Below are 13,438 nucleotides of genomic sequence, written 5' to 3'. Positions count from 1 at the left end.
GCCTTAAAACACCGCAAAAAACCGCTCAAATCATCCGGCTCTCGCTACGGCCAGCATTCTCGGACAGCCTCCTGGTCGTTTAGAATCATAGGCTATCTCATAATTCATTACTCAGGACTGCGAATGCCGGCCCAGATATCCCTCGAAGCCATCAAGGTACTTGATGCCATAGATCGCCACGGCAGTTTCGCCGCAGCGGCCGAAGCCCTGTATCGCGTGCCCTCCGCCATTACCTACACGGTGCAGCGTCTTGAGGAGGAACAGAACATCAAGGTGTTCGAGAAACAGGGACGGCGCATGGTGCTGACGCCGGTGGGACGCATGCTGTTGCAGCATGGCCGGCAGATTCTGCAGGCGACTGAATCTCTGGCCGAAATGGCACAGCGCATGGCCCACGGCTGGGAAGCGCAGTTGACCATCGCCATCAATGCGCTCTTTCCTGTGGAGCTGATCTTTCCCCTGGTGAAACGCTTCCAGCTGGTGCAGCCCGATATCCACATACTGCTGCACTACGAGACCCTGGCGGGTACCTGGGACTGCCTGCACGATGGCCGCGCGGATCTGGTGATTGGCGCACCGGGGATGCCGCCGGAAGGGCGCTCCTACGATCTGTTGCCGCTGCCGCTGATGCCGGATAGCGCCTTCTGCTATGTGGCGGCGCCTGAGCATCCTGTCTGCCAGCTGGAGCAGCCGGTTAAACGGGAGGCGTTGCGCCGTTTCACCTCGGTGGTCATTCCCGACAGTTCCCGTCGCCTGCCGGCCCTGACCTATGGCCTGCTTGAAAGCCAGCCGCGCATCTTCGTGCCGGATGCCGATGCCAAGCTCAAGGCCCATCTGGCCGGCCTTGGCATCGGTTTCCTGCCGCGCTTTCGTGCCGCGCCTTATCTGGCAAGCGGCGAGCTGGTGGAAATCGACGTCGATCTCACGCGCACCGACCACACCCATCATCTGGCCTGGAACAGCAGCAACCAGGGGCGTGCACTGCACTGGTTTATCGATGCGCTGCGGGAAGACAATCCCTTCGGCGAGATGATTGAGCAGGGTCAGGCACCGCGTTGAGCGGGGCTGTGGCAGGCTGTTGTGCTGCAGCCTGGCAGGCGAAAACGTGATTGCGCGCTGGAAGAGGGCCCCATTCAGCCTATTTCCAGCCTTATCCAGAATGGCTGATTCTAAGCGGAAATGTCTGCATGTTTGCCGCCGATTACGGCAGTGTCCGGCAGTGCGGGATTGATGCAGAAACGGGTTTTCAACATATATTGTACGATGTATGATTATCCTGGCTGTTGCGCCGAGTGCCTATATGCAAAGGCAAGTCGGGTGCGGCGCTGCAGCAGGGTGACAAGATGGCAGCGGTCAGTTTGACGTGGCAGGCACGGGCAAGCCTGTTACCGGTGCTCTGTCTGGTTCCACTGCTGGCAGCTGCAGCACATACTTACCGGCGGGCATGCTTGCTGTTGTGTCGGGCGCCGAGGTTTGAGTGCCTTGCGCCACACTGGTTTGATGGTACCTTGAGCCCCGCTTTCTTTAGCCAAAACATGCCTGACATTTCCCCATGCCCAGACAATCCATAGATAAAGATTCTGAAATCCCGCTGGATAAAACCCGTCAGGCATCGGGTTTTACACTCATCGATGTGGCCAAAGTGGCCGGCGTTTCCCCGATTACCGTATCCCGGGCGTTGAACCGACCTGAACTGGTGTCTGATCAAACGCTGGAGAAGGTTCGGCGTGCGGTGGCGCTGGTCGGGTACATCCCCAATATGCTGGCAGGCGGGCTGGCCAGCAAGCAGAGCAAGCTGGTCGCCGTTTTCGTTCCCACCATCGCGCACTCTATTTTCTCTGACATGGTCCAGGCGCTGATGGACCAGCTCGGCGAGGCCGGTTACCAATCCATCCTCGGCGTTACCGGATACTCGCTTGAGAAGGAAGAGTCATTGCTGGGCGCGATATTGGGGCGTCGACCTGATGGCATTGTGCTGATGGGCACGGAGCACTCTGCACTGACCCGCCAGCGGCTTGTCTCCTCCGGTATACCCGTGGTTGAGGCCTGGGATTTTTGTGAAGATCCTATCGATATCCTGATTGGGTTTTCCCACGAAGCCGTCGGCAAGGCCGTAGCGGATCACCTGCACGCAAAAGGATACCGGCGTTTTTCTGTCGTCTCGGCCGGTGATCCGCGCGGGATCAAGCGTTGCAAGGCGCTTGTGAACGAGTTGCGGGAGCTGGGTATCATGGATGTTCCTCAGGTGATTTTTCCGCCACCGGCGACGCTGAAAGAAGGGCGGGAAGGGCTGAGTCAATTGTTATCAGAAGGCGCAAAACCTGAGATCGTTGTGTGCAGTTCGGATACGGTCGCGCAAGGGGTGCTGGCTGAAGCCGCCTCACGCGGCCTGCGGGTTCCGGAAGATATTGCCGTTATGGGGTTCGGTGATCTGGGCAGTGCAGCGCAAGTCTATCCCGCCCTGTCTTCTGTCAGGCTGGATGGGGCGCGAGTCGGGGGCTTGATTGCAAGCGTGCTGCTGGAGCGCTTTCGCAACCAGGGTGCACATCAGGCCCAGGTGCGTATCGATACGGGCTTCACATTGATCGATCGAGTCAGTGCGTGAGGGCGTGGGGAAGCTTGCCTGTGCTTCTGAGCAGGCTGGATGAGTCCGTGCCGCCTATTTCCTGATGCCTGTTGTGCCCCGGTCGACGCGCGGCGGCCTGCCGGAAGGACCCATGCTGCTTTCCCGCGTTAACAATCCGCGTCCGGGGTCCTCTGCCGGCGATTAACGTCCCCGTTTCGATGATGGCTGCCGGGCTTGCAGAGTCGCGTTGTTGCTCAGCAAATAATGATTGCGCAATCATATGTATGATGTATGATTATTTGAGTCCACTGCAGGGCAGGACCCTTTCCGGAAACTCGGGTGCGCGTCTGTCGTGTGTGGCGGCCAAAAGAGCGGGTGAGCAGCGATAGGCGTTCATTGTTGTGAATGCCTAGCTGTCCGAGACAAAACAGGTCATACAGGAATAATAAGATATGAAAGGTTTAGTGTTAGGTTTACGTCTGAGCTTGTGTGCGCTCGCGGCAACACTGGCTGCACAGAGCTTTGCAGCCGATATTCCAGCGAACATCCGGGTCGTCATTGGTTCCAAGTCGACCGGTGGTGATACCTATCAGTCCAGCAGCATTGTGGCCGAGGCCCTGTCTGCCAAGCTGGGCGCCAACTTCAAGGTCGACGCCACAGGCGCGCCGGCGGCCTACAAGGCTGTGGAGCGTGATCGCAGCGCCGATGGCAGCACTATCATGGTATTCCACGACCAGGCCTATCTGGGCGTGCTCTACGGGCAGAAAGGCTATTCCGACCTGTTTGAAAACTACCGTGTCGGGCCGACCTTCGCCATCAACCCGGGCAATGCCTACCTGGTCAGCAAAAACTCACCGTACCAGAGTGTGGATCAGATTATCGATGCGGCGGGCAGCGGCACGACCGTTCGGGTAGCGATTCAGCCGGGCGGGGTTTCCGAGATCGGTTACAGTGCGCTGAAAAACGCGGTCAAGCTGAAATATCCAGGCAAGGAAGGCAACCTGACGCCGGTCAACACTGGCTCCCAGGATTCCAAGAACCAGGCCATGTTTGACGGTCTGGCCGATGTCATCAACGGCAGTGTTCAGTCGAACGAGCAGTACACCCGACTGCCTGCGGACGACCAGAAGGCGATGAGCTTTGTCTGGCTGACCGCGCGTGAGCAGACCATCCAGCAGGCCAACGAAGAAGGCATGGGCAAGACCAGCCGCAATGATCTGCTGAGCTTCGTTGAGCCCAGCGTCAAGGTGCCGATGGGAGAAGGTCAGGATTTCACCTTCGATAAGGAATTCTTCTTTATCTACAACAAGGATATCGATCCCGCTTTCGTTGACGCCATCGACAAGGCGCTGGGTGAGATTTACGCCGAAGGCAAAATCCAGGAAGTGCAGAAGAAATCTTTCTTCATTCCAAACTTCAAGCCAGCGAATGAAGCTCAGACCTATCTGAAAGCGAAAAACGACCGCATCGCCAGCGTGATCAAGGCCATCGAGGGCTAAGGTCCGCACGACCAGGACCGTTCGCCTGCAGGGCGGTCCTTTTCCCATGATCGGGGAGCGGCTGCCTGATGGCTGCGCCGTTATCCTCAGTTAACCGTTCGGTGGAGTTATGAGCCAGACACTCACGTCATTGCTTGAGGTCTCGATCGACTTCGATCAATCGCATCTGTTTTTTCCGCGGCTTGTGCTCGGGTTGCTGGCCGCAATGCTGGTACTGATCGTCGCGCTCAATTATGGGCGCCTGGTCGAAATTGTCAGGACGCGGGGCGCGGGCCTGGCGTTCTTTGAAGAAAACGCCGACAAGTTTCGCCTGTTCAGCACACTGGCGCTGGTGGTGGCGTATTTCCTGGCAATGGATTATGTCGGGCAGCTGTTCCCCAATACCGGGCTGGGATTCCTGTTCTGCTCCATGGCGTTCATCTTTGCCCTGTCCCTGGTGTATGTCCATGAAGTGACGCGCCGGGTACTGCTGGTTATCACCTCAAATGCACTGATTGCGCCGCTCGCGGCCTGGTACGTGCTGGGCACGCTGTTCAATATCACCTTGCCGTAACGCCCCGGAGTCACTGCGATGGATTTTATTTCCCTGTTATCCCCCGAATTCTTTCTGCTGGCGGCTGCGGGCTCGATGGTGGGCATTATTTTTGGCGCCATTCCGGGCATGACCGCCACCATGGCGGTGGCCGTCTGTCTGCCGCTGACCTATTCCCTGGGCTTGCATGAGGGCCTGGCGCTGCTGCTGGGCCTCTATGTCGGTGGTATCTCGGGTGGCCTGGTGCCGGCGATTCTGCTGAATATTCCCGGTACGCCGTCCTCCATTACGACCACCTTCGATGGTCACCCCATGGCCAAGCGGGGCGAGGCAGAACGGGCGCTGAAAATCTGTATCGTTTCGTCGCTGGTCGGCGGCCTCTTCAGCGCGGTCATTCTGTTTCTGTTTGCGCCTGTGCTGTCCGATTTTGCGATCAAGTTCTCCTATGTGGAGAAGTTCCTGATCATATTCTTTGCGCTGACGGTTATCGCATCGCTGTCAGCAAATATGCTGATCGGCATTTTCAGCGGCCTGATCGGCGTCTTTCTAAGCCTGATCGGCACCTATGACGTGGGTGTCGGGGGCAACGGCGAGTACCGCCTGATGGCTGACTTCATGGTGCCCTACCTGGAAGAGGGCTTCTCGCTGCTGCCGGTACTGATTGGCCTGTTCGGCCTGGCGACCATCCTTCAGGAAGCGGAGAAGGGTATCAAGGAAGAGCATGGCGAGAACCGCATCCAGCTTGAAAAGGGCTTGCCGTTCAAGCTCAATGTGTTTCGCGGCCAGATGGTCAACCTGATCCGTTCGTCATCCATTGGTACCTTTGTCGGCATGCTGCCGGGTATCGGCGGCAGTGCAGCCTCGGTACTGGCCTATACGCAGCAGAAAAACTTCTCCAAAGACCCGTCGAAAATGGGCAAGGGTGCGCCCGAAGGGCTGATTGCATCGGAGTCTTCGAATAACGCCCTGACCGGTGGCGCCCTGATTCCGCTGCTGTCACTCGGTATTCCCGGTGACAGCACCACGGCCGTGCTGATAGGGGCTTTCACCCTGCAGGGGCTGCAGGTCGGGCCGCTGTTCATCGCTGAAAACCTGGATACCTGGTATTCGATGATCATCGGGCTGCTATTCGCCAACCTGGTGATGTTTGGCGTCATGTTCTTTGCGATCAAGCATATCGCCAAGGTCGTGATGGTGCCCAAGTATGTTCTCTATCCGCTCATCATCATGATGTGCGTGGTCGGCGCCTATGCCATCAATTACGGCATCATGTTCGATGTCTGGACGCTGTTGATCTTCGGCCTGGTGGGCTATGTGGCGCAAAAGATCGGTATCGAGGTCGCACCGCTGGTCATCGGCTTTATCCTCGGCAGTTCCGCCGAAGTGTATTTCGTCAAGAGCCTTGAGTCCTTCGGCACCCTGAGCATCTTCTTTACCAAGAGCCCGATCGCACTTGTGCTCTGGCTCATGATTGCCGCCTCAGTCATGTTCTCCATCTATCTGGCGCTCAAGGCGCGGCGTGAAAACAAGGCCCCGTGCGTGGAAGTCTGATTATTCCTCTGGCCTGTCGGGTGCAGTGCCCGCCAGGCAATCCGATCTGTTTGAGGGTGCCATGAATACACCAAACGAAACCGCTATCACCATCCGCATGCACGAGACCGACAATGTGGTCATCGTCGCCAATGCCGGTGGCCTGAAGGCCGGAACCCTGCTGGATGAGGGTACGCGGCTGCTGGACGATATACCCCTGGGCCACAAGGTGTCGCTGACCGACCTCGCCGTCGACGAGGCTGTAATCCGTTACGGTGAGGTGATCGGTTACGCGCTGGAGCCTATCGCCCGCGGCCGCTGGATCAACGAAACCCTGGTGCGGCTGCCGGATGCGCGCCGGCTGAGCGAGCTGTCAACCGAGGTGCGCCCGGCGCCGCAGCTGCCGCCGCTGGAGGGATTCTCCTTCGAGGGCTACCGCAATGCCGATGGTACCGTGGGCACCAAGAATGTGCTGGCGATCTCGACCAGCGTGCAGTGCGTCGCCGGCGTTACCGACTACGTGGTGCGACGGATCAAGCAGGAGTTGCTGCCGCGCTACCCCAATGTTGACGATGTGGTGGCACTGAACCATAGCTATGGCTGCGGCGTCGCCATCAATGCGCCGGCGGCCATAGTGCCGATCCGTACCCTGCAGAATATCGCCCGCAACCCCAATTTTGGCGGTGAAGTGATGGTGATCGGTCTGGGCTGCGAGAAGCTGCTGCCCACGCGCCTGATCCCCGAGGAGCAGGTGTTGCGCCTGGCTGAAAACGCTGCCGATAGCGCAGCGAATCGACCATCGCCGATCCTGAGTCTGCAGGACGAAGCCTTTAACGGCTTTGGCGAGATGGTGGACGGCATTCTGCAACTGGCTGAATACCACCTGGAAAAACTTAATGGTCGCAGCCGCGAATCCTGCCCGGCGTCGGAGCTGGTAGTGGGCATGCAGTGCGGCGGCAGCGATGCCTTCTCCGGCGTCACCGCCAATCCGGCGCTGGGCTTTGCCGCCGACCTGATCGTGCGCGCCGGCGGCACCGTGATGTTTTCGGAAGTTTCCGAGGTGCGCGACGCCGTTCATCTGCTGACGTCCCGCGCCAAAAGCCCGGACGTGGCTCAGGCGCTGCTCGACCAGATGGACTGGTACGACAACTACCTCAGCCAGGGGCAGGTCGACCGCAGCGCCAATACGACGCCCGGCAACAAGAAGGGCGGGTTGAATAATATCGTCGAAAAGTCGCTGGGTTCCATTGTCAAATCGGGTACCACTGCGATTGTCGATGTCGTGGAACCGGGCGAGCGGGTTCGCAAGCGCGGCCTGAATTTCGCCGCGACCCCGGCCAGCGATTTCATCTGCGGCACGCTGCAGCTGGCCGCCGGCATGAACCTGCAGGTGTTTACCACCGGACGGGGAACGCCCTACGGCCTGTCGATGGCGCCGGTCATCAAGGTCTCGACCAACAAGACCCTGAGCAACCGCTGGCACGATCTGATCGACCTCGACGCTGGTCGCATCGCCACCGGCGAGGCGACCATTGAGGATATCGGCTGGGAGCTGTTTCATTTGATCCTGGAGGTGGCCAGCGGCCGCACGCTGGTGGCGGCCGACCGCCTGGGGCTGCACAACGATCTGGTGCTGTTTAACCCTGCGCCTGTGACCTGATACGAGCTGTGGCTGTTGCCCCCGTGCCCTGAGTGCCGTGGCGCGGGGTGTGTGCTCTGTGGTCTGGCTTTGCCGAGCGCTTTTCATGCCCGGTATTTTATACGCGAATCAGCCCATTTAAGGCTTGCGACTTTAAAAGTATGATGTATGATGAATTACAACTAAGGCGCACTTCTACGGCCTTGTGACTCAACAGGGTGCTGGCCACGACTCCCGCCGCTGCAGGCTGCAATTCGGGAGCCCGGTTGCTTCGCCCTGGTTTGGATGAATTTGCTGAAGGCCCTGCTGCGGCTTTAATGAATGATGAGGATCAACACAATGGCGCTATCTGTAGAACGTATCCGTCAGTCCCTGAGCGATGGTCTGCTCTCCTTCCCGATTACCGACTTCGATGCCAATGGCAAATTCAATGCCGACACTTACCGTGATCGCATTGAATGGTTCGTGCAGCAGGGTGTATCCAGCGTCTTTGTCGCCGGCGGTACCGGGGAGTTCTTTTCGCTGTCCCAGGATGAGTACCGCGAGATCTGCCAGATAGCGGTTGCTACCGTCGCTGGCCGCGTGCCCGTGATCGCCAGTGCCGGTCGCAGCACGGCGGACGCCCAGGCCTACTGCAAGGTGGCCCAGGACGCCGGTATCGACGGCATTCTGCTGATGCCTCCGTACCTGACCGAATGCCCGGCGGATGGTGTCGTTGAATACGCCAAGGCCGTGATCAACAGCACCGAGCTGCAGGTGATTTACTACAACCGCGGCAATGGCGTGCTGGATGCCGAAAGCGTCAAGCTGCTGGCGGCGGCCTGTCCGAACCTGGTGGGTCTGAAAGACGGTGTCGGTGATATAGCTGCGCTGAATGACACCATCAAGACCGTGGGCGACCGCCTGGTCTACATCGGTGGCGTGCCGACCGCTGAAATCTTTGCCGAAGCCTACCTGGCCATTGGTGTGAATACCTATTCGTCGGCGGTGTTCAACTTCATGCCGGAAATGGCGATGAAGTTCTACAGCGCGCTGCGCGGCGGCGACCAGGCCACGGTGACCTCGATCATCAAGAATTTCTTTATCCCGTTCTGCCGCCTGCGTGATCGCAAGAAAGGCTACGCCGTCAGCCTGATCAAGGCCGGTGCCGACATCGTTGGGCGTCCTGCCGGCAACGTACGCGCACCGCTGACCATGCCGACCGCGGCGCAGAAGGAAGAGCTGGCAGCTATCATCAGCGCCTGCCGCTGAGCATAGGCACCCCGGAGGCTGGGTGACAGCGCAAATGCTGTTATCCGGCCGCTGGTTTACAAGCGAGGAGACACGATGTTCACCACCATTAAGAAAATGACCGTGGTGCCGGTCGCCGGTTACGACGGCTTTTTGCTGAACCTCAGCGGTGGCCATGCTCCCTGGTTTATCCGTAGCGTTGTGATTCTGGAAGATACGGCGGGCCGCATTGGTCTGGGCGAAGTGCCGGCCACCCAGGGCATTCTGAATACGCTGGAAAAATGCCGTGAGCTGGTGGAAGGCCAGAGCGTGGGTCATTACAAGGCCCTTATCAGTCGCGTGCGCCAGGCCACATCCGGCCAGGCGGAAGATGTGCGCGGCAACCAGACCTTCGATCTGCGCACCGCCGTGCATGTGATCACCGGCATTGAATCGGCATTGTTGGATCTGGCCGGCCAGGCGATGAATCTGCCCGTGGCAGATCTGCTCGGGCAGTTTGGCAAGCAGCGCGATGAAGTCGAGGCACTGGGCTACCTGTTTCTGCTGGGCGACCCGAAGAAGACTGATCTGCCCTATCCAACCTATGAAAAGGCCAGCGGCGACAAGCCACAGGACGACTGGGACCTTGTCCGTACCCGTGAAGCGCTCACGCCTGAAGCTGTAGCTGAGCTGGCCAAGGCGGCATACGCCCGTTACGGCTTTCGTGACTTCAAACTCAAGGGCGGGGTGCTGGACGGCCATCAGGAGGCCGAGTGCATCGCGGCCCTGTACGATGTTTTCCCCGACGCACGGCTGACGCTGGACCCCAACGGTGCCTGGACGCTGAAACAGGCGATCGAGTACCTGACGCCCATCAAGCACATGCTCAGCTACGCCGAGGATCCCTGTGGTCAGGAAGGCGCCTGGTCGGGCCGCGAGACGATGTCCGAGTTCAAGCGCCAGACCGGCCTCAAGACCGCGACCAACATGATTGCCACCGACTGGCAGCAGTTGCGCAATGCCGTGCGTCTGGACGCCGTCGACATTCCGCTGGCGGACTGCCATTTCTGGACCATGCAGGGCGCCGTCGCCGTGGGCGAGCTGTGCAACGAGTGGGGGCTGACCTGGGGCTCGCACAGCAACAACCATTTCGATATTTCGCTGGCGATGATGACCCATGTCGCCGCCGCCTGTCCGGGCGAGATTACCGCGATCGATACCCACTGGATCTGGCAGGACGGCCAGCGCATTACCAAAGAGCCGCTGAAGATCCGTGACGGCAAATTGCGGGTACCGCAAAAGCCGGGTCTGGGGATTGAGCTGGATCGTGCCAAGCTGGAAGAAGCCAACCGGCTATACAAAAGCCTCGACGTTGGCCAGCGCAACGATGCCATGGCCATGCAGTATCTGATTCCGGGCTGGGAGTTCGACCCGAAGAAACCGTCGCTTGTCCGTTAATGGATGAATCAGGGATAATGGGGGTGGAACTTCCCTCGAATAACGACATCGGACAGCACTGATGACCAGCCAGAATAATTTGACCACCGGCACAGATGACTTCCAGGTTCAGCGCGTGCGCCAATCTGGCAGCCTTTCGAGCAATGTGGCCAGTCAGCTGGAAAACATGCTGTCCCAGGGCAAAATCAGCGTAGGGCAGAAGCTGCCCACTGAAAATGCCCTGTGCGACATGTTCGGTGTCAGCCGTACCGTTATTCGCGAAGCGATCACGCAGCTCAAGTCGCTCGGCCTGGTCGAAACCAAACGCGGGGTCGGGACGACGGTGCTGCGTAATTCGCCGGCTGAAACCTTTTACGCCCATACCATCAATCCGACGGCGGTCGAGGATATCCTGCACATTCTCGAACTGCGCCTGGTGGTTGAAACCGCGGCCTGCGAGCTGGCGGCACTGCGCCGGGACGACGACGATATGCAGCATATCGAAACCACGATGGAAGCCTTTCATCAGGCCCGCCTTGAGCACAAGATGGCGCGCAAGGAAGATTACGACTTTCACCTGAGTATAGCGGCGGCCAGTAAAAACCCGTTCTTCAAGAGTTTCTATGAGCAATTCAATAAAAATATTATTCCGCGCACCAGTATCGTCGATAGCAATATCGACCAGGCCGCGTCTGAAGAGTATCTGGACCGGATTGAAAAGGAACATTCCGATATAGTCGCGGCGATAAAATCGAAAAATCCGGAGGCTGCTCGCCAGGCCATGCATCAGCATCTGTACCGGGCTTATCATTTGTATGAAAAATACAAAAGAAACAGTTCGTTTGATTGATGTTTTTAAACCCTGATGCTCAAGGTCATATTTTAAGACTTGAGTTTAGGTGTTTGACGAGCTTTTCAGTGCCAAGTGTCTTATTGCAGGATGGACATGGTTTTGAAGCTGATGCCCGGTGTGCCTGACAGATAGCTTTGGTGACCGGAAATTTGGCGCCTGGAAATCAGGCACCAGAATATTCAGGGTTAGAATTTCCGGAATTAGAGAGTTCGGAATTAGAGAGCTCGGAATTAGAGAGTTCAGAGTTAGAAACTTCTGAAGTAAAGCGCCAGGAGAGAGACTGCCCGGCAGTCCCTTGATACAGATTTTGTAAGTTTTTATTTTCGCATGCCCGCCCCGGAATCGGGGCCCGTAAATACCCATTTATCCGGTTGCCTGTCCGTTGGCAGGTTGCAGGCATCGCTGCGCTCTTTTGGCAGCCAGGTTAAATTCCGCAGGAGGTTTTCTATGCAAATTACAGGTGAAATGCTGATCGGTGCCCGCGCTGTTCGCGGCAGTCTTCAGGCGATTCATGCCATCAATCCGGCCAGCGGCGAGCAGATGCAGCCGGCCTTTGGGGGCGGTTCCGGCGACGAGGTCAACCAGGCCTGCGCACTGGCCTGGCAGGCGTTTGACGGTTACCGGGAAACCTTGCCGCAAACGCGGGCCCTGTTTCTGGAGGCGATTGCCGACAACATCCTGGCGCTGGGCGATACGCTGGTCGAGCGGGCCATGGCCGAGTCCGGCCTGCCGCGGGCACGCATTGAAGGCGAGCGCGGCCGCACCATGGGGCAGCTGCGCCTGTTCGCATCGGTGGTGCGCGCCGGCAACTGGCTGGATGTGCGCATCGATCCTGCGTTGCCGGAGCGGGCGCCGCTGCCGCGTGCCGACCTGCGCCTGCGCAAGATCCCGCTGGGACCAGTGGCGGTATTTGGTGCCAGCAACTTCCCGCTGGCATTCTCGGTCGCCGGTGGCGATACCGCCTCGGCTCTGGCGGCTGGTTGTCCGGTGGTGGTCAAGGCGCATTCGGCGCATCCGGGTACCTCCGAGCTGGTGGGCCGGGCGATTCAGCAGGCGGTGGCGGATGCCGGCCTGCCGGAAGGCGTGTTCTCGCTGCTGTTCGGTTCTGGCCGTGAAGTGGGTTCGGCACTGGTGGCCCACCCGGCCATCAAGGCGGTGGGCTTTACCGGTTCACGCAGCGGCGGTACCGCGCTGATGCAGATTGCCGCCAACCGCGCCGAACCCATTCCGGTGTACGCCGAAATGAGCAGCATTAACCCGGTGTTCCTGCTGCCGGCGGCCCTGCAGGCCCGCGGCGAATCCATCGCCAGGGGATTTGTCGGCTCGCTGGCCATGGGTGCAGGTCAGTTCTGCACCAATCCGGGTCTGGTGATAGCGCAGGAAGGCGCGGCGCTGGATGCCTTTTTGCACACCGCTGCCGCGGCGCTGGCCGATGTGGCCGCCCAGACCATGCTGACGCCCGGCATCCACCAGGCCTACAGCGAGGGCGTGACTCAGCTGAACAGCAATACCGCCGTCGCCGCGGTGGGGTCGGGTATCGCCGGGCAGGGGCCGAACCAGTGCCAGGCCGGGCTCTATGTCACCACGGCCCAGGCTTTCCTGACCGACGAAAGCCTGGGGGCGGAGATCTTTGGCGCCAGCTCGCTGGTGATCAAGTGCCGCAGCACGGACGAGTTCGCCCAGGTGGCTGAGCACCTGGAAGGCCAGCTGACCGCCACCCTGCAGCTGGATGACGCAGACCTGGCCCTGGCGCAGGCCCTGTTGCCGGTGCTGGAGCGCAAGGCCGGCCGACTCCTGTGCAACGGTTACCCCACCGGGGTGGAGGTCTGCCATGCCATGGTGCATGGCGGCCCCTATCCTGCGACCTCGGACAGCCGTTCGACGTCGGTGGGCAGCGCTGCCATTGAGCGCTTTTTGCGTCCGGTCAGCTACCAGGACCTGCCGCAGGCGCTGTTGCCGCTGGCCCTGCGCGATGAGAACCCGCTGGGCGTGCGCCGGCTGCTGGACGGTCAGAACGATATCGGCTGAGGCGTCGATACTGCACTGCCTGGCGGCCCGGTGGGCTGCCAGGTGCTGAACCTGTCAGGACGCTAGCCGTCCGTAAGGCCTCGCATGTGCGGGGCTTTTTTATCTGTGCAGTTTGGTGCGCATTTAATGCGGGCGGCGGGCCTCG

Annotated in this window: 10 protein-coding genes; all 10 read left to right on the top strand. The window is 59.4% G+C overall.

Annotation, left to right across the window (positions count from 1 at the left end; genetic code table 11):
• The first annotated feature begins 123 nt into the window (after window positions 1–123).
• The 10 genes from MRS74_RS18055 (at window position 124) to MRS74_RS18010 (ending at window position 13,293) form a co-directional block, all read left to right on the top strand.
• Window positions 124–1,059, top strand: coding sequence for a LysR family transcriptional regulator (locus MRS74_RS18055; RefSeq protein WP_254581672.1), 936 nt, complete (start codon window positions 124–126; stop codon window positions 1,057–1,059).
• 493 nt (window positions 1,060–1,552) lie between these two features.
• Window positions 1,553–2,605, top strand: a complete 1,053-nt coding sequence (locus MRS74_RS18050; protein WP_254581671.1) for a LacI family DNA-binding transcriptional regulator — start codon at window positions 1,553–1,555, stop codon at window positions 2,603–2,605.
• 413 nt (window positions 2,606–3,018) lie between these two features.
• Window positions 3,019–4,065 carry a type 2 periplasmic-binding domain-containing protein gene (locus MRS74_RS18045; RefSeq protein WP_254581670.1) on the top strand — a complete coding sequence of 349 codons (1,047 nt, stop codon included), beginning with the start codon at window positions 3,019–3,021 and terminating at the stop codon, window positions 4,063–4,065.
• Between the two features lie 109 nt (window positions 4,066–4,174).
• Window positions 4,175–4,618 (top strand): tripartite tricarboxylate transporter TctB family protein, encoded by a 444-nt coding sequence (locus MRS74_RS18040; RefSeq protein ID WP_254581669.1) that lies wholly within the window; start codon window positions 4,175–4,177, stop codon window positions 4,616–4,618.
• An 18-nt stretch (window positions 4,619–4,636) separates the two neighbouring features.
• On the top strand, window positions 4,637–6,148 hold the full coding sequence (locus MRS74_RS18035; protein ID WP_254581668.1) for a tripartite tricarboxylate transporter permease: 1,512 nt from the start codon (window positions 4,637–4,639) through the stop codon (window positions 6,146–6,148).
• 61 nt (window positions 6,149–6,209) lie between these two features.
• The gene (gene garD / locus MRS74_RS18030) at window positions 6,210–7,787 is read left to right on the top strand and encodes a galactarate dehydratase (protein ID WP_254581667.1); all 1,578 of its coding nucleotides are present in this window, start codon (window positions 6,210–6,212) and stop codon (window positions 7,785–7,787) included.
• 318 nt (window positions 7,788–8,105) lie between these two features.
• Window positions 8,106–9,017 carry a 5-dehydro-4-deoxyglucarate dehydratase gene (kdgD, locus tag MRS74_RS18025; RefSeq protein WP_254581666.1) on the top strand — a complete coding sequence of 304 codons (912 nt, stop codon included), beginning with the start codon at window positions 8,106–8,108 and terminating at the stop codon, window positions 9,015–9,017.
• A 75-nt stretch (window positions 9,018–9,092) separates the two neighbouring features.
• A complete protein-coding gene (locus MRS74_RS18020; protein ID WP_254581665.1) occupies window positions 9,093–10,433 on the top strand; it encodes an enolase C-terminal domain-like protein in 1,341 nt (446 codons plus the stop codon).
• Between the two features lie 61 nt (window positions 10,434–10,494).
• Complete coding sequence (locus MRS74_RS18015) at window positions 10,495–11,262, top strand: FadR/GntR family transcriptional regulator (RefSeq protein WP_254581664.1); 768 nt, start codon at window positions 10,495–10,497, stop codon at window positions 11,260–11,262.
• A gap of 450 nt (window positions 11,263–11,712) precedes the next feature.
• Window positions 11,713–13,293, top strand: coding sequence for an aldehyde dehydrogenase (NADP(+)) (locus MRS74_RS18010; RefSeq protein ID WP_254581663.1), 1,581 nt, complete (start codon window positions 11,713–11,715; stop codon window positions 13,291–13,293).
• The last annotated feature ends 145 nt before the right edge of the window (window positions 13,294–13,438 follow it).

Source organism: Marinobacterium sedimentorum (assembly GCF_024267675.1).
GTDB classification, from domain to species: domain Bacteria; phylum Pseudomonadota; class Gammaproteobacteria; order Pseudomonadales; family Balneatricaceae; genus Marinobacterium_A; species Marinobacterium_A sedimentorum.
Note: the sequence above shows the minus strand (reverse complement) of the source record. Positions and strands in the feature narration are given on the sequence as shown.